Origin of the sequence: uncultured Brachyspira sp. (genome assembly GCF_944390595.1) — a bacterium.
GTDB lineage: Bacteria > Spirochaetota > Brachyspiria > Brachyspirales > Brachyspiraceae > Brachyspira.
The window spans coordinates 16714-32265 of the sequence record NZ_CALXRN010000142.1 but is presented as its reverse complement, the minus strand read 5'-3'; the positions used below and the strand labels follow the sequence as shown (position 1 = coordinate 32265).

Genomic DNA, 15552 nt, shown 5'->3' with positions numbered 1-15552 from the left:
ATTGTTAAAAAAAGACATTAATCAAGAGTATAAAGGACCTGTTAGCGTATATTTAAAGCAAATAGGTGAAATAAGAAGACTCAGTAAAGAAGAAGAATTAGATTTATGGCAGCGTCTTGAAGCTTGCAGAGATAAAAAATCATTATTATTAGATTGTAATGATGAAAATTCTCAAAAAGAATTATTAGAGATAGAAAAAGAAATAGATTCAATACAGCATAAACTTGTTAAATCAAATTTAAGATTAGTTATCAGTATAGCAAAAAGATATTATAATAGCGGAGTGTCTTTTATTGATATTATAGATGAAGGTAATATAGGACTTATAGAGGCAGTTAAAAGATTTGAATACAAAAAAGGATTTAAATTCTCTACTTATGGTGTTTGGTGGATAAAACAAAGTATAGTTAAAGAGATATCAAGTAAGAGACATATAATACGTTTTCCAATGCATATAGCTAGATTGATAAAAAAGAGCATACAAACTTCTAAGTTATTAACTCAGCAGTTGGGAAGAGAACCAAGCATAGATGAGATAGCCAAAGAGATGAAAATTGATAGAAAAACGCTTTCCTATATTATGATATTCACTCAAGATACTGCAAGTGTAGATTCATTTTTTAAGAATTCTGATAATAATGATATGACTTCAGTTATAGAAGATAAGAATTTTCCTTCCCCTCATCAGAAAGCATTTATGGATAGCTTAAGAGAAACTTTGACAGAAGCTTTAAAATGCTTAGATGAAAAAGAAAGAACTGTTATTATATCAAGATACGGACTTTATGGTAAAGAAGCCAAAACTTTAGAAGATACTGGAAAAGAATTAAATATTACAAGAGAAAGAGTAAGACAAATTCAAATAAAAGCCTTAAAAAAATTGGAAGGTTTGAGTCTTTCTAAAGAACTAAAAAGTTTTTTATGGGACTAATCTATATTTTTTCATAAAACTATTTTCATTTTATCCGACAAGTTAACATATATCTTACTCTATGGGGGGAAATAATGTCTAATGAAATGAAAGCAAAATTAAAACCAATTATAATAATAGTAATAATTCTTGTTATTTTAGTAGCAGGATTCTTTATTGCAAAAAGCATATTAGGAAGCAGAAATATACCGATATTAGATTTTGGAAATACTGATACTAACAGTATGATGGAAGAAGATCCTTTAACTACAGATGATATATTTGGCGATAATATAACACCTGAGGAAAAAGACTTTTTAGCAACTAATAATACAATAACTCCTGATACAAACCAAGATGAAATGTCATTCAGCAATGACTCTTCTATAAATTTATCAGACAGCGGATTGTATGAAGTTAATACTAATGATATACCAGATTTGCCTCCTTCTGTTTCTACACCAAATAATAGTAAAAGTTCTGCATATACTTATAATACAGATAATACAGTTTTGGTAACTTCTTCTAATACTCTTACACCTAATGATGGCATGATGATTGATATGACTAACGGTATGGATACTAATCAAAGTGTTAGAATAAGTTCATTTATTATAAATTATAATGATAGATTTGTAGCAACTAGAACTAATCCTGTTTTAATAACATTGGCAGTTAAATCTCCTGTAGAAGGAAGATTTGCTAAAATAAGAGTTTATGCAAGAAGAGTAGACAACAATTACAATATATTAAGCAGAGATTTAGTATTCTATTTGCCAAAAATATATGTATTGGACGGACAGGCACAAACTCAGTTCTACTTTGCTGGAAGAACTTCTGCTAGCGGAAATTATTTACCAAAAGGAAGATATTTATTATATGCTGAAGCAGAAATTACTGATGCTAATGGTATGTCAGTTGGAAAAACTGGAAGATATCCTCTTCCTCAGTGGAATTATGTAATAACATTAAGATAATATTTTTATAAGTAAAATTAAGCCCTAATAAAAATATTAGGGCTTTTTATTTGCAAAAAAAATATTAAGGTATAAAGCTAACGTTAACATTCTTTATTATATCCATACTTTTAGCTTCTGCTTTAGAATATTTTGCATCAGCTTTTTGTGAATTGGCATTATTTCCTATGTTTATAGTTGAAGTATATAATACATTATTATCTCTATATATTGTAGCTTCTACAACAATTTTGTATATTCCATCTTTTAGTAATTTTCCATTAGAATCTTTACAATCCCAAACTATATTTACTTTTCCTTGTTTTGGGGTAGGTTTTGATACAGCATCTATAAGTTTTTTATCCATATTTGCAGCATTAGCTTTTTTCTGCCAATTATTTAATGATTGTTTTCTATAAGTCCATCCTTCTCTTCTGCCTGTAAAGTCTGTAATATATATAGTTGTTATATATTTTCCTTTATCATCTTCTGCCCATACAGCTATTTGATTGCTTGAATATCCGTCTCTTTTTGTATAATCAAAACTTATATTAACCTTTTTGGAACTGTTTTGAGCATAGTTCTCATTTACATAAGATACTGCAAAAATTATAAATGCTATAATAATTAGTTTTTTCATTAATAAACTCCTATTAATATAAATTTAATAGATGTTTTTATTTTTATCATAATATTTTATATTTAAAATTTTTCATAATGTATTTTGTTTGGCTCAAATCTTTCCGGTGCAGTAGGTTCTCCATCCGGATATCCTACAACAACTATTCCCAAAGGTTTAATATTGTCAGGCAAATTAAATAATTTGATAATTGCATTCATTCTCTCTTCACGCGGAGCAACACCAAGCCATACAGTACCTAAATCTTTAGCTTTTGCGGCAAGCATCATGTTTTCTAAAGCTGCAGAACAGTTTTGCTGCCAATATAGTTTTCCTGATTCATCAGATAAATCTCCGCATACCACTACAGCCATAGATGCAGTTTCAAGCATTTTAGCGTAAGGATGAACATCCATTATTTTATTTAATGTATCTCTATTTTTTACTACTATAAATTCCCAATTTCTTTTATTGTTGGCAGAAGGGGCATACATTGCAGCTTTTAAAATATATTCAACCTTTTCATCTTCAACTTCTTTGCCTTTAATATATTTTCTAATACTTCTTCTTGAAAATAGAATATCTTCGTTCATTTATTGTCCTCCCTAAAAAATATTTTTTATATTTTGCATTTTTTATTATATCATAATAAATTAAAAAGTGTAATTATATTATTGTTATGTATTAAAATATATTGCAATAATATGATAATTTATTTATAATATTGTACATAAAAAACTAAGGGTGTTTATGAATGTTAAAAGATGAAGATGATTTTATTTTTGAAAGACTGAGAATGAATGTTCAAAGGAATTTTCCAAGAGAAGATGACTGTTCTTCAATTAATTCTAATACTCAGAAATCTGAAACTTATTCTAATAAATATAGTTTAGTAATATTAGAAACTGAAAAAAATATAGAAAAAATATCAGATTTTTCACAGAAGATAGATGATGCAGAATTGACGCCTGCTTTAAAAGACATGATAAAAGTATTAAAAGAAATGGTTAGTTATTCTAAAGTTAATAAAGAAGGCGAGAAGAAGCTTGAAAAGATTAATGAGTATCATCTTCCTACAGCAATAAAGATGTTAAATTCTTATTTAGATTTTTGTAATTTTCCAGTAAAGAATGAAAATATGGAAAAAACAGCTTTAGAAATAGAAGATGTTATAATAAAACTTAATAAAGCTTTAGAAAATATGCTTGTTGAGATGACTCAAAATAAGTTAATAGATATAAACAGCGATATAGATGTATTAAAAAATATGCTTGAAAAAGACGGATTATAATAAAGAATAGGAGGAATTTTTATGGAGAATAATAATTTAGAAAATAATAATACTAATGAAGTGACACCTGAGATTGTAGGACAAAGCTATAATCAGCAGATAATGTATAATGCACAGCCTCAGAATTTAAGCGTATCATTGCAAAATGCTGTATCTGAAAAATTTTCACCTGAAGATTTAAATAAAATAAATGAATTATCAAATTCTATAGATTTAAAAGATTCTGTTTCTGTAATGTCTTATGGGGCAGCAGCACAGAATAAAATGATTCAATTTTCTGAAAATACTTTGAGCAATGTTATGAATAAAGATTTAGGAGAGGTTGGAGAAGCTATTACTAATGTAGTAACTGAGCTTAAAGGTTTTAATATAGAAAATGAAACTAAAGGAAAAGGATTATTTGGCTTATTTAAAAAAGCAGGAAATAACATATCAAAATTAAAAACTAAATATACAAATGTAGAAGCTAATATTGATAATATAGTAAAGGTTTTGGAAGGACATCAGAGAAATTTGCTTAAAGATATTAGTATATTAGATCAAATGTATAATTATAATTTAGAATATTTAAAAGAATTAGAAATATATATAGAAGCAGGAAAGAAAAAACTTAATGCTTTAATGTCTAATGAAATACCAGCATTGGAAGCTAAAGCTATGACAAGTAATTCTGCTCAGGATGTACAATTAGCAAAAGATTTAAAAGATTTAGCTAATAGATTTGAAAAGAGAATACATGATTTGGAGCTTACAAGAACTATATCTGTACAGACTATACCTCAAATACGTTTAGTTCAAAATAATAATGTTATAATGACAGAGAAAATACAGTCTACTATAGCAAATACAATACCGCTTTGGAAAAATCAAATGGTGCTTGCTATAGGTCTTCATCATTCTACTGAAGCAGCAAAAGCACAAAGAGCTGTTACTGATACTACAAACGAATTATTAAGAAAGAATGCCGATATGCTTAAAACTTCTACTATAGAAACAGCTAAAGAGTCTGAAAGAGGAATTGTAGACATTGAAACATTAAAATATACTAATGAACAGCTTATTTCTACTTTAGATGAAGTTATTAGAATTCAAACAGAAGGAAGAGAAAAGAGAAGAGCTGCTGAGGCTGAGTTAAAAAATATAGAGAATGAACTTAAGGCTAAAATACTTAATATTGCTAAAAAATAATTTATGATGCATTTAGAATATACTTTTAATGAAAATAATGATAGAGCATTATCTAGAAAAATATTAGAAGATATGATTCTTAATATGGCCGAAAACCGTTATGGTAAAAGTGATTTAATTATAGATAGGGAAAAAGGTAAGCCTTATTTTAAAAATCATAATAATTTATATTTTAACGGTACTCATTCTTCTGATTTATTTGCTGTTATTATGAGCGATGAAGCTGATGTTGGAATAGATGCAGAAAAGATAATAGATAGAGATTATTTATCCATTGCTAAAGAATATTTTTATGAAAGTGAATATAAATATTTAGAAAGTTCTTTAAAGTTGGAAATAGATTTTTTTACTATATGGACTCTTAAAGAAGCGTATATAAAAATGCTTGGTAAAACAATATTTGATATAAAAAATTCTATAGAAATTGATTTAATAGAACGTGTTATAAGAAAATCAAATAATCTATTTTTTTCTTCATTTATACTTGATGATTCTTATATTATAAGTTTATGTTATGATATGAAAGACAGTAAAGAAGATGATATTGTGTTAAAATTAAATGATTTTAATTTAAATCTTTTATTTTCTTATCCTTATTTACCGAATATAGATATTTACATATAAATTTAAAAGTATTGACTTTTTTATTTGCTCTATATAAAATTAATACAGATAGATTTATATGATTTATCAAAGGAGGTATTTTATGGTAAATAGAATATCATTTTTACTCATAATACTTGCTTTATCATTTAGCAGTTTATTTGCCCAAGATATATCTTTTAAGATTACAGGTATATCAGGATTAGCTTTCATAGAAAAAACAGATATAAATAAATCTTTAAAAGCTTTTAGAGGAAGCGAAATACATAAAGAATATAGATTAAGAACAACAAGCAATAGTCAGGTAGAGATTAGTCTTAATAGGAGAGGTGAGAAAATAGGGGATATTACAGTTCCTCAAAATACTATATTATTAGTTAATCCTCCTTTATATAAAGATGATACTAGAATATCTTTATCTTTGCTTGAAGGATATATTAAGGTTAATATTATTAAAGATTTAGGTTCTTCAGTAGAAGTGCATACAGCAAATACTTCATCTGTAGTTAAAGGCACTCAATTTGAGGTTGCATTTGCAGAAGATGGTTCTACAATAGTTGTGCTTTCGGAAGGCAATGTAGATGTATTTACTGATAAAGATGAATCTGTTTTAAATCCTAAAGAAGCATATATTAATACAATAGATGATAAATCTAGGATTGTAAAGCAAAATTCGGACAGTGATCCTGTTGTGTTTCTTAATAGGGGAGAAGAAAATTCGCGTCAGGATTATATATACACCGTTGAAAATTTATTAACGGCTTTAGAGAATGTTTCCTATGATGATGGATATAATTTTGTATCTCCTGTTAATATAGAAGATGGTGAAAAAGCCATTAACAGTATGGAGATGAAGCAGTATAGAATGCTTGCTGCTAATGAAGGTTATTATAATACAATAATTAAGCTTATTAATTTAGATGAAGAGAAAAAGCGTGAAATGGTACCTTATGCTAGAAGATCTTTAAGTTTATATATGGCTAATCAGAGAGCTATAAGTAAAATGAATTCTAAAATAAATAGAAGCAGAGATAAATTTGATAGAATAAAAAAGAAATTTGATGAAAGAATGGCTAGTTCAATATCAGATTAAATCTTTTCATCTGTATAATAGTCAAATATGTTTCTTACATCAGCATATTTTCTTAGTTTTGATATATAGAAATTTCTATCATATTCAGCAAGGAGAAGTTTTGCTCTTTTTATAAATTCTTTTTCATTATACACTATTAAATCTATGTAAATATTATATATTCCCATAGCTCCTCCAAGTACAATACCTATACATTCCCCGCTTTCTTTTTCCACAAGCACCTCTTTTTCTAATCTATATTGAATTTCGTATCTCTCGTTAAGTATTTCCCTTTTTATTTCATTATCATTATTATCTTCATAGCTATAAGTTAAAAATATAGTTCTGGCACCGCATTGAGATACAGCAACTATATCATCTACAATACTATTATAATAATCATTAATAGTTTCATAGTATGATGTGGTTCCTGTTATTATATCATATCTTGGAAGTTCTATATCTTTTGGTTCAAATGTATATGAAAAATATTGATCTATTGGTTCTGTTACTAATTCTTTTCTATAAAAAATTAATGTTTTATTTATATATTTTTCTAATTCTGTAAGAGGTATCATGTTTTTTAATTTTCTATCACTAATATCAACATATCTTATATATACTTTTGATAATACCTCTCCAATAGAATTTTCCATCATTAATAAAAATATATTGTATGCTTCTTCTGTATCCAAACCTCTAAGTTCATCATTATAAAATATTAAGTCAAATTTATCATTTTCTTCATCAAATTCTATTTTTATTAGAATATCGCTTATATTTATATTACTATTATTTATTTGAATAGAAAAATCATTACCATTAGAGCTTGGAATACATGGCAGAAAAGTCCATTTCTCATAAAATTTTTCAGGCATTGCAGATATTATTCTTGGTATTAAATAAAATAAATAGTTTTTTCCGTCAATAGTAAATATAAATTCATAATTTTTGTTAATATTAAAAGATATGTTATCAGATATTATTTTTATACCATTATGTATAAAATTTATTAACTCATTATCTTGATTTTCAATCATTTTAGATATTTCATTTTCATTCTCATCAAACCATTTCCAGAACATATCAACTCTTTCTGTAAATGGAATATTATTATCTTCATCCTCAAAACATAATTTGTATAATCTTTCAGCATCTTCAGATAATTCGTTATTTTCAATATTTTGTTTTTCTAATAATTCCAAAGTTTTTTTTAAATATGGTTTAGCTGTTTCTTTATTTTCATTATAATAATATGCATATCCTGTTCTAAAATACCATAAAGGATCATCAATTGCTTCTTCTCTTATATACATTAAATTATTCAATGCTTCATCATAGTTATGAATATTATTTAATGCTCTTGCAAGTAATGATATAATATGATAATCTCTTTCATTTTCATTTATAGAGTATATAATTTGTATAATTTTTTCATGGTTATTATTTTTGTGAAGTTTTTCAATTTCTTCTAATAATTTTTTCTTCATTTATTAGCCTCAATTATTTGCTAATATTATATTATATTTTTTTATAAAAATCTATTATTAAATATAAGAATTTATTAATTACTAAGATAAGAGTTTTTTATTTTTTTACTTGACAAAAATGTTTAAATATAGTAGTATTAATTACTCATAGTGTAGTATAAAATATAAAAACATATATATAAATTGGAGATAAACAACCATGTATGCAATAGTAGAAGTAAAAGGCAAACAATATAAGGTAGAAAAAGGTCAGGATATTTTAGTAGAATATTTAGGAGATGATGCAAAAGAAGCTCCAGAAATAAAAACACTTCTTCTTAAAAAAGATGATGAAAGTGTTATGGTTGGAACACCTTATGTTGCAGGAGTTAAAGTTAGTTCTAAAATAGTTGAAATGATGAAAGGCGATAAAGTTGTAATAGGAAAACATAAAAGAAGAAAAGACTATAGAAGAAAAACAGGACATAGACATAAATACCATAAAATCACTATAGAAGATATTTCTCTTTAATGTCTTCATTTGTAAATATAATCTATAATAGCGAACATATTATAGAATGTATTACAATTAGCGGACATGCTGGAATAAAAAAATCTGGTGAAGGGTATGAGGTTTGTATAGCTTTAAGTGCTTTGTCACAGGCTATGTATAAAGCATTAGTTAGTATAGTAGGAAAAAAGTTTTTAAGTTGCAATATAAAAGATGGTTTTCTAAATTTTGAACTTATTAATATTGATAAACTTGAAAACATAAAAAAAGAAGAATATAAAATAGTTAGTAATGGATATTTAATAGGTATAAAATCTTTGATAAAAGAGTATCCTGATTTTATAAAATATAAAGAGGAGTATAAAAATGGCACATAAAAAAGGCGGCGGAAGTTCTAAGAATGGACGCGATAGTCAATCAAAACGTTTAGGTGTTAAAGTTTACGGCGGACAAAAAGTTATAGCTGGTAATATCATAGTAAGACAACGCGGTACTAAATTCCATGCTGGAAGAAATGTAGATATAGGCCGTGATCATACTATATTTGCTACTGCTTCTGGTTATGTAAAATTTCATACTAACAAATTTGGAAAGAAAGCTATCAGTGTAGTTGCTGAATAATTTTATTATTTAATGTATATTTTGTATCCTAACTATATATAACTGTAGTTAGGGTATTTTTTTATAAAGTATTTGAATTTTTTATTTATTAATATATTATTTCTAAATTACAAAATAAATTATAGGTGTTTTTTATGGACAAAATTACAAATAATAAGGAAGAACAAATTGAATTATTATCATGTGCTTTAGAGGGCGGATGCTCTGCTAAAATACCGCCGGATTTACTTGAAAAAACTTTAGCTCCAATAATGCAGACTAAAGTCGATTCTAATTTATTGTCAGATGTTGATATAGGCGATGATGCAGGTGTTTATAGGATATCAGATGATAATGCTTTGATATTCACTGTTGATTATTTTCCTCCGGTTATAGCAGACCCTTATGGTTTTGGGCAAATAGCTGCATGCAATTCTATAAGTGATATTTATGCTATGGGAGGAGAACCTAAATTAGCTTTGAATATTACTATGTTTCCTAAAGATGATTCTTTAAATATACTTGCCAATATATTAAAAGGCGGTCAGGATAAAGCTACAGAGGCTGGTGTTTTAGTAGTAGGAGGACATACTATAACAGATGCTACAGTTAAATATGGAATGGCTGTTATTGGTTTTGCTAATCCTAATAAAATAACAACTAATTCTGCTGCTAAAGATGGAGACATTATAATACTTACTAAGCCTTTGGGTACAGGTTCTTGTTTGGCTGCTATGAGACAGGGGCTTATAAAAGATAGCGATATAGAGGATGTTTTTGAATCTATGAAAACATTGAATAAAAAAGCCTGTGCTGTTATGAATAAATATAATGTAAAATGTGCCACAGATATAACAGGTTTCGGACTTATGGGACATGCTTATAAAATGGCTTTAGCAAGCAATGTAAGTATAGAAATTAATTCTTCTGCTTTGCCTATGTTTAATAAATCTTATGAAGTTTTAGATATGGGATGTATACCGGGAGCTGCATTTACTAATATGCGTTATGTTGGAGATAATATATTAGTTGATGATGATGTTGATTATAATTTAAAAATGCTTTCATTTGATCCTCAAACAGCCGGAGGATTATTCATTTGTGCGGATAAAAATAATGCTGAAAATATATTAGCAGATTTGTGGAGAGAAGGCATAGACTGTGCTTCTATAGTAGGAAAAGTAAATAAAAAGGAAAAAGAATTTCTGCATCTAATAAAATAATGTATTTATGATAATAAAAAAGGAGCTAAAATCTAGCTCCTTTTTATTTTAATTATATATCTTATCTTTCATTTATTTTTCTTAAAAATGTTTTTAACCTTTCATTTTGAGGATTATTGAATATATCATTAGGAGTACCTTCTTCTACAATGTATCCGTCGGCCATGAATATTACTTTATTTGAAACATTTTTTGCAAACTGCATTTCATGTGTTGTTATAAGCATTGTTGTATGTTTTTGTGCAAGGTCTTTAATTACATTTAATACTTCTCCTACAAGTTCAGGATCCAAAGAAGAAGTAGGTTCATCAAGTAAAATAACATCCGGATGTACTGCCATAGCTCTTCCTATACCAACTCTCTGCTGCTGTCCTCCGGAAAGTCTTGACGGATATTCATCTTTTTTATTGAATAATCCTACAGTTTCTATAATATGTAATGCCTCTTCTTTTGCTTTTTTTATATCCATTTTTTGCACTGTAACCATAGGTTCCATAATATTTTCTAAAGCCGTTTTATTTTTAAATAGATTATAATTTTGAAATACCATAGAAGTTTTTTTTCTTAAAGCATATATTTCATTTCTAGTTGCTTTTTGTGTATCAAGTGTTAAATCTCCTATGGTTATTATGCCATTATTAGGTTTTTCTAAAAAATTTATACATCTAAGAAGCGTTGATTTTCCTGTACCTGAAGGTCCTATTAAAGTTAATACTTCTCCGTATTGTATTTTAAAACTTATTCCTTTTAATATATCCAAAGTACCAAAGCTCTTTTTAAGATCTTTTACTTCAATCATTGTGAGTCTCCTTTTAATAAGCTCTGTTCAATTTTTTCTCTAAAATGCCTTGTATGTATGTGAATATTGATATTAATGCCCAGTATATAATAACTGCTGCTGCATATGCTTCCATATATCTGTATGTTACACTTATTTCTATACTTGCTCCGGCCATCATGTCTTTTAATCCTATAACAAAACCCATAGATGTTGATTTGAATATGTTTATAAAGCTGTTTGAGAGTCCTGGAACAGCAACCCTTGCAGCCTGAGGTATTACTATTCTTTTTAGAACATCAAGAGATCTCATACCTATAGAAAGTCCCGCTTCAAACTGTCCTTTATCTACAGAATTTATTGCAGCCCTAATATCCTGAGACATGAATGAAGCATAATTTAAACTTAAAACTACAATCAAAGCACTGAATGCCGACATATTGCTTATTAATTTACTGAATTGGGCAAATCCATAGTAAAATAAAAATAATTGAGCAATAAAAGGTGTAGCTCTGAAAAAAGATACATAAACATTTGCTATCTGAAACAATACAGGAATTCTATATTGAAGCATCAATGCTATTATTAATCCCAATATAAGCGAAAACAATAAAGCCAATAAAGCAACTTGACAAGTAATGGGCAAATATTGTAATAATTTAGGGAAAACCGATAAAAAGTAATCAAACTTAAAATTTGCCATTTAATTTAACCTCTTAATTATTTTGTATTCAATAACTTTAACTAAATCCATATAACAGGTAATATAGTCTTAGCAAAAAACGGCAAAATGGTTAAATTTGTAATTTAACCATTTTTATAATGCCTAAAAAATAATGATATAATTATTTTTTTAATAAACCTTGCTGTTCATATTGTTCCATAAGTTTAGCTAAAGCTTCATTAGCATCTAAGCCTTCCATAGGATTATATCCAAACCATTTAACAGCTAATTTTTCTAATGTTCCGTCTTCTCTCATTTCTATTATAACTTTGCTGACTTCATCTCGTAATTTCTGACCAGCTTCATCTTTTCTAAATGGAAAAGCATTAACTTCTGTAAATATTACATCTCCAACCATTTTGATATCTAAACCTGTGCTTTCTTGTAAGTTAGGGAATATTATAACTGCAGTAGTAGAAGCAGATATTTTTCCATTAACAACATTATTAGGTATTGTAGCAACAGTATCAGGACTGAATGAAACTATTTCTATTTTACTTTCAGGGTCCAATGCTTTTATATTTTCATGTGATGAAGTACCTGTTTGAAGTCCCAATTTTTTACCGAATAAATCTTCAAGTTTTGTTATAGAATCATTAGTACCTGCAACATAAAATCTATACGGACTTAAAAAATATGGTTCAGAAAATATGTATTTTTCTAATCTTACAGGTGTAATACTGATTTGCTGAGTAACAGTATCAACTTTTCCAGATTCTAAAGAACCAAAAGCTCCTTCCATAGCAACTTGAGTCCATTCTATCTTTTTACCTAAACGTCTTCCTATTTCTTCCCAAACATCAATATCATATCCTTCTAATTGTCCCTCAGCATTTGCTCTGCTGAATAACGGATGCATACCTGGTGTTGCAACTCTAATAACAGCAGTTTTGCCTTCAGATGCTGCCTGATTGTTGTTTGAGCATGAAGCTATAATCATGCAAACAATAATTAATGAACTTAATAACTTTTTCATTTTTTTCTCCTTTTTTATTTTTTATAAAGTATTTAAAAATTTTTCTAATTCAGTTTTAGCGTCTAATCCTTCCATAGGATTGTATCCAAACCATTTAACGGCTAGTTTTTCTAATGTGCCGTCTTCTCTCATTTCTACTATAACTTTGCTGACTTCATCGCATAATTTTTTACCAGCTTCATCTTTTCTAAATGGAAAAGCATTAACTTCTGTAAATATTACATCTCCAACCATTTTTATATCTTTTCCAGAACTTTCTTTCTTTTTATCGAAGATGATTACAGCTTCTGTATATGCATCTATTTTTCCAGAAGCTACATTATTTGGACTAGTAGCACTAGATTCTGAAGAATATGATACAACCTCTATTTTTCCATCCGGGTCTAAAACTTTTATGAATTCATGGGCAGAGTCGCCTAAAGGGATTCCTAATTTTTTACCTTCCATATCTTTTAAACTATTGATTGAGTTATTTGTTCCTGCAACACATAATTTATAAGGGCTTAGAAAGTATGGTTCTGCAAAATAATACTTTTCCATTCTAGCTGGCGTTATACTAATTTGCTGAGTTACACTATCTACTTTATCTGTGTCTAATGAACCAAAAGCCCCATCCAGCGCAATTTGAGTCCATTCTATTTTTTTGTTTAAACGTCTTCCTATCTCTTCCCATATGTCTATATCATATCCTTCTAGTTTTCCTTCATTATTTGGATAACTAAATAGAGGATGTTTACCCGGAGTAGCAACTCTAATTACTCCAGAAGTATTTTCTGAAATAGCAGTGTTGTCAGTTTTGTTATTATTTGAGCATGATATTATTGAAATAACAGTTATAGCTGTAATTAAAATTTTTGATATTTTATTCATTTTTACTTCCTTAAATATTTGTAATGTTTATTAATTTTTATTTTTTATTAAAAAGTTGATAATAATTTTTCTAATTCAGCATTGACATCTAAGCCTTCCATAGGATTATATCCAAACCATTTAATAGCTAGTTTTTCTAATGTACCGTCTTCTCTCATTTCTATTATAGTTTTACTTACTTCATCGCATAATTTTTTTCCTTTTTCATCTTTTCTAAATGGAAAAGCATTAACTTCTGTAAAAACTACATCTCCAACCATTTTTATATCCAATCCAGTGCTTTCTTTTAGATTTGGGAATATTATTACAGCCTCTAAAGCAGCATCTATTTTTCCATTAGCTACATTAATAGGTACTGTAGCAACAGAATCAGGACTAAATGAAACTATTTCTATTTTACCTTCAGGATCTAATGCTTTCATATATTCATGAGCATAACTTCCAGTATGAAATCCTAATTTTTTACCATACATGTCTTCTAATTTATTAATACTATCATTTGTTGAAGCTACAAAAAATTTATACGGACTTAAAAAATAAGGTTCTGAAAATATATATTTTTCAAATCTTGAAGGCGTAATGCTGATTTGCTGAGTAACAGTATCAACTTTTCCTGATTCTAAAGAGCCAAAAGCCCCCTCCATAGAAATTTGAGTCCATTCTATTTTCTTACCTAAACGTCTTCCTATTTCTTCCCAAACATCTATATCATATCCTTCTAACTTACCTTCAGAATTTGCTTTACTAAACATTATATGCATTCCAGGTGAGGCGACTCTTATAACATTTTCATCCATTGTATTTTCAGTATTGTTTTTACTGTTTGTACATGATATCGATGTTAATATCATTATGATTAATATTTTTAATAAATGTTTCATTTTTCACTCCCAAATTAAAAAGTTATTATTTATTTGTGTTTATTTTAGCCATTATTTTATCTAATTCAGTTTTAGCATCTAAACCTTCCATAGGGTTATATCCAAACCATTTAACAGCTAGTTTTTCTAATGTGCCGTCTTCTCTCATTTCTACTACAACTTTGCTTATTTCATTGCATAGTTTTTTACCAGCTTCATCTTTTCTAAAAGGAAAACCATTAACTTGAGTAAATAATATATCTCCAACCATTTTTATATCTAATCCTGAGCTTTCTTTTAAATCAGGAAATACAGTAACGGCTGTAACAGCTGCTTCAGCTTTTCCATTAACTACATTGCTTGGAATAGTAGCAGTACTGTCTGCTCTTAATGATATGATTTCTATTTTGTTTTCAGGGTCTAATTCTTTTATATATTCATGTGTAGCAGAACCTGTTACAAGTGCTAATCTTTTTCCGTACAAATCTTCTAGTTTTGTTATTGTGTCATTAGTTCCTACAACATATAATTTAAAAGGACTTAAAAAATAAGGCTCAGAAAAAATATATTTTTCTAATCTAGCAGGAGTGATGCTAATTTGCTGAGTTGCTGTATCAACTTTGCCGGCATCCAAAGCACCAAAGCATCCTTCTAATGCAAACTGATGCCATTCTATTTTTTTGTTTAAGCGTTTTCCTATCTCTTCCCAAACATCTATATCATATCCTTCAAATTTTCCATCAGCATTAACTCTTGTAAAAAGAGGATGTGTACCTGGTGTTGCTACTCTTATTACACTTTGATTATTTTCAGAAGTCTCGTTAGAAACATTGTTTTTTGTGCATGATATAATTATGCTCATAATACATAAAATAAATAAATATTTGAATATGTTTTTCATT

The 15552-nt window shown here is 27.8% G+C and carries 19 protein-coding genes; 10 read left to right on the top strand and 9 right to left on the bottom strand.

All coding sequences use genetic code 11. From position 1 onward, the window contains the following. The first annotated feature begins 1 nt into the window (after position 1). Positions 2-931, top strand: coding sequence for a sigma-70 family RNA polymerase sigma factor (locus Q0J90_RS08580; protein ID WP_297277506.1), 930 nt, complete (start codon positions 2-4; stop codon positions 929-931). Between the two features lie 74 nt (positions 932-1005). Further along, positions 1006-1887, top strand: a complete 882-nt coding sequence (locus Q0J90_RS08575; RefSeq protein WP_297277505.1) for a hypothetical protein — start codon at positions 1006-1008, stop codon at positions 1885-1887. A gap of 64 nt (positions 1888-1951) precedes the next feature. On the opposite strand, the gene Q0J90_RS08570 is transcribed toward Q0J90_RS08575, so the two are convergent. Both Q0J90_RS08570 and Q0J90_RS08565 read right to left on the bottom strand, forming a co-directional pair. Then, positions 1952-2506 carry a DUF2271 domain-containing protein gene (locus Q0J90_RS08570; RefSeq protein WP_297277504.1) on the bottom strand — a complete coding sequence of 185 codons (555 nt, stop codon included), beginning with the start codon at positions 2504-2506 and terminating at the stop codon, positions 1952-1954. Between the two features lie 62 nt (positions 2507-2568). Beyond that, a complete protein-coding gene (locus Q0J90_RS08565) occupies positions 2569-3078 on the bottom strand; it encodes a nitroreductase family protein (protein ID WP_297277503.1) in 510 nt (169 codons plus the stop codon). Between the two features lie 161 nt (positions 3079-3239). Between Q0J90_RS08565 and Q0J90_RS08560 the strand changes: the two genes are divergently transcribed. The 4 genes from Q0J90_RS08560 to Q0J90_RS08545 all read left to right on the top strand — a co-directional run bounded on the left by Q0J90_RS08560 (position 3240) and on the right by Q0J90_RS08545 (position 6660). Continuing rightward, a complete protein-coding gene (locus tag Q0J90_RS08560; RefSeq protein WP_297277502.1) occupies positions 3240-3776 on the top strand; it encodes a 5-bromo-4-chloroindolyl phosphate hydrolysis family protein in 537 nt (178 codons plus the stop codon). A gap of 102 nt (positions 3777-3878) precedes the next feature. Then, positions 3879-4964: a toxic anion resistance protein gene (locus Q0J90_RS08555; RefSeq protein WP_297277517.1), complete on the top strand. Its 1086-nt coding sequence runs from the start codon at positions 3879-3881 to the stop codon at positions 4962-4964. 3 nt (positions 4965-4967) lie between these two features. Next, entirely contained in the window at positions 4968-5588 is a 621-nt protein-coding gene (locus tag Q0J90_RS08550) for a 4'-phosphopantetheinyl transferase superfamily protein (protein WP_297277501.1), read from the top strand. Positions 5589-5670: 82 nt separating this feature from the next. Continuing rightward, positions 5671-6660, top strand: a complete 990-nt coding sequence (locus Q0J90_RS08545; protein ID WP_297277500.1) for a FecR family protein — start codon at positions 5671-5673, stop codon at positions 6658-6660. Here the strand turns inward: Q0J90_RS08545 and Q0J90_RS08540 are convergent. Then, entirely contained in the window at positions 6657-8129 is a 1473-nt protein-coding gene (locus Q0J90_RS08540; protein ID WP_297277499.1) for a hypothetical protein, read from the bottom strand. The two genes, Q0J90_RS08545 and Q0J90_RS08540, sit on opposite strands and share 4 nt — an antisense overlap. 199 nt (positions 8130-8328) lie before the next feature. On the opposite strand from Q0J90_RS08540, the gene rplU reads away from it, so the two are divergent. From rplU to selD, 4 genes are all read left to right on the top strand, one after another. Beyond that, a complete protein-coding gene (gene rplU / locus Q0J90_RS08535) occupies positions 8329-8640 on the top strand; it encodes a 50S ribosomal protein L21 (RefSeq protein ID WP_028329231.1) in 312 nt (103 codons plus the stop codon). Beyond that, the gene (locus Q0J90_RS08530; RefSeq protein ID WP_297277498.1) at positions 8640-8996 is read left to right on the top strand and encodes a ribosomal-processing cysteine protease Prp; all 357 of its coding nucleotides are present in this window, start codon (positions 8640-8642) and stop codon (positions 8994-8996) included. The genes rplU and Q0J90_RS08530 overlap by 1 nt, the downstream gene beginning before the upstream one ends. Then, positions 8986-9240, top strand: coding sequence for a 50S ribosomal protein L27 (rpmA, locus tag Q0J90_RS08525; protein ID WP_028329233.1), 255 nt, complete (start codon positions 8986-8988; stop codon positions 9238-9240). Before Q0J90_RS08530 ends, rpmA begins: the two co-directional genes overlap by 11 nt. A 134-nt stretch (positions 9241-9374) precedes the next feature. Continuing rightward, positions 9375-10442 (top strand): selenide, water dikinase SelD, encoded by a 1068-nt coding sequence (gene selD / locus Q0J90_RS08520; RefSeq protein ID WP_297277497.1) that lies wholly within the window; start codon positions 9375-9377, stop codon positions 10440-10442. Between the two features lie 61 nt (positions 10443-10503). Here the strand turns inward: selD and Q0J90_RS08515 are convergent, their stop codons facing one another. The 6 genes from Q0J90_RS08515 to Q0J90_RS08490 form a co-directional block, all read right to left on the bottom strand. After that, a complete protein-coding gene (locus tag Q0J90_RS08515) occupies positions 10504-11241 on the bottom strand; it encodes an amino acid ABC transporter ATP-binding protein (protein ID WP_297277496.1) in 738 nt (245 codons plus the stop codon). A 13-nt stretch (positions 11242-11254) separates the two neighbouring features. After that, positions 11255-11923: an amino acid ABC transporter permease gene (locus Q0J90_RS08510; RefSeq protein ID WP_297277495.1), complete on the bottom strand. Its 669-nt coding sequence runs from the start codon at positions 11921-11923 to the stop codon at positions 11255-11257. Positions 11924-12065: 142 nt separating this feature from the next. Further along, a complete protein-coding gene (locus Q0J90_RS08505) occupies positions 12066-12920 on the bottom strand; it encodes a transporter substrate-binding domain-containing protein (RefSeq protein ID WP_297277494.1) in 855 nt (284 codons plus the stop codon). A 21-nt stretch (positions 12921-12941) separates the two neighbouring features. Then, positions 12942-13790: a transporter substrate-binding domain-containing protein gene (locus Q0J90_RS08500; RefSeq protein WP_297277493.1), complete on the bottom strand. Its 849-nt coding sequence runs from the start codon at positions 13788-13790 to the stop codon at positions 12942-12944. 47 nt (positions 13791-13837) lie between these two features. After that, on the bottom strand, positions 13838-14671 hold the full coding sequence (locus Q0J90_RS08495; protein WP_297277492.1) for a transporter substrate-binding domain-containing protein: 834 nt from the start codon (positions 14669-14671) through the stop codon (positions 13838-13840). A gap of 25 nt (positions 14672-14696) precedes the next feature. After that, positions 14697-15551, bottom strand: a complete 855-nt coding sequence (locus Q0J90_RS08490) for a transporter substrate-binding domain-containing protein (protein WP_297277491.1) — start codon at positions 15549-15551, stop codon at positions 14697-14699. Between the last annotated feature and the right edge of the window lies 1 nt (position 15552).

Bases quoted from the DNA above. Each gene is read 5' to 3' on its own strand.
- Q0J90_RS08575 (WP_297277505.1), top strand. From the start codon at position 1,006: ATGTCTAATGAAATGAAAGCAAAATTAAAACCAATTATAATAATAGTA.
- Q0J90_RS08570 (WP_297277504.1), bottom strand. From the start codon at position 2,506: ATGAAAAAACTAATTATTATAGCATTTATAATTTTTGCAGTATCTTAT.
- Q0J90_RS08565 (WP_297277503.1), bottom strand. From the start codon at position 3,078: ATGAACGAAGATATTCTATTTTCAAGAAGAAGTATTAGAAAATATATT.
- Q0J90_RS08560 (WP_297277502.1), top strand. From the start codon at position 3,240: ATGTTAAAAGATGAAGATGATTTTATTTTTGAAAGACTGAGAATGAAT.
- Q0J90_RS08555 (WP_297277517.1), top strand. From the start codon at position 3,879: ATGTATAATGCACAGCCTCAGAATTTAAGCGTATCATTGCAAAATGCT.
- Q0J90_RS08550 (WP_297277501.1), top strand. From the start codon at position 4,968: ATGATGCATTTAGAATATACTTTTAATGAAAATAATGATAGAGCATTA.
- Q0J90_RS08545 (WP_297277500.1), top strand. From the start codon at position 5,671: ATGGTAAATAGAATATCATTTTTACTCATAATACTTGCTTTATCATTT.
- Q0J90_RS08540 (WP_297277499.1), bottom strand. From the start codon at position 8,129: ATGAAGAAAAAATTATTAGAAGAAATTGAAAAACTTCACAAAAATAAT.
- rplU (WP_028329231.1), top strand. From the start codon at position 8,329: ATGTATGCAATAGTAGAAGTAAAAGGCAAACAATATAAGGTAGAAAAA.
- Q0J90_RS08530 (WP_297277498.1), top strand. From the start codon at position 8,640: ATGTCTTCATTTGTAAATATAATCTATAATAGCGAACATATTATAGAA.
- rpmA (WP_028329233.1), top strand. From the start codon at position 8,986: ATGGCACATAAAAAAGGCGGCGGAAGTTCTAAGAATGGACGCGATAGT.
- selD (WP_297277497.1), top strand. From the start codon at position 9,375: ATGGACAAAATTACAAATAATAAGGAAGAACAAATTGAATTATTATCA.
- Q0J90_RS08515 (WP_297277496.1), bottom strand. From the start codon at position 11,241: ATGATTGAAGTAAAAGATCTTAAAAAGAGCTTTGGTACTTTGGATATA.
- Q0J90_RS08510 (WP_297277495.1), bottom strand. From the start codon at position 11,923: ATGGCAAATTTTAAGTTTGATTACTTTTTATCGGTTTTCCCTAAATTA.
- Q0J90_RS08505 (WP_297277494.1), bottom strand. From the start codon at position 12,920: ATGAAAAAGTTATTAAGTTCATTAATTATTGTTTGCATGATTATAGCT.
- Q0J90_RS08500 (WP_297277493.1), bottom strand. From the start codon at position 13,790: ATGAATAAAATATCAAAAATTTTAATTACAGCTATAACTGTTATTTCA.
- Q0J90_RS08495 (WP_297277492.1), bottom strand. From the start codon at position 14,671: ATGAAACATTTATTAAAAATATTAATCATAATGATATTAACATCGATA.
- Q0J90_RS08490 (WP_297277491.1), bottom strand. From the start codon at position 15,551: ATGAAAAACATATTCAAATATTTATTTATTTTATGTATTATGAGCATA.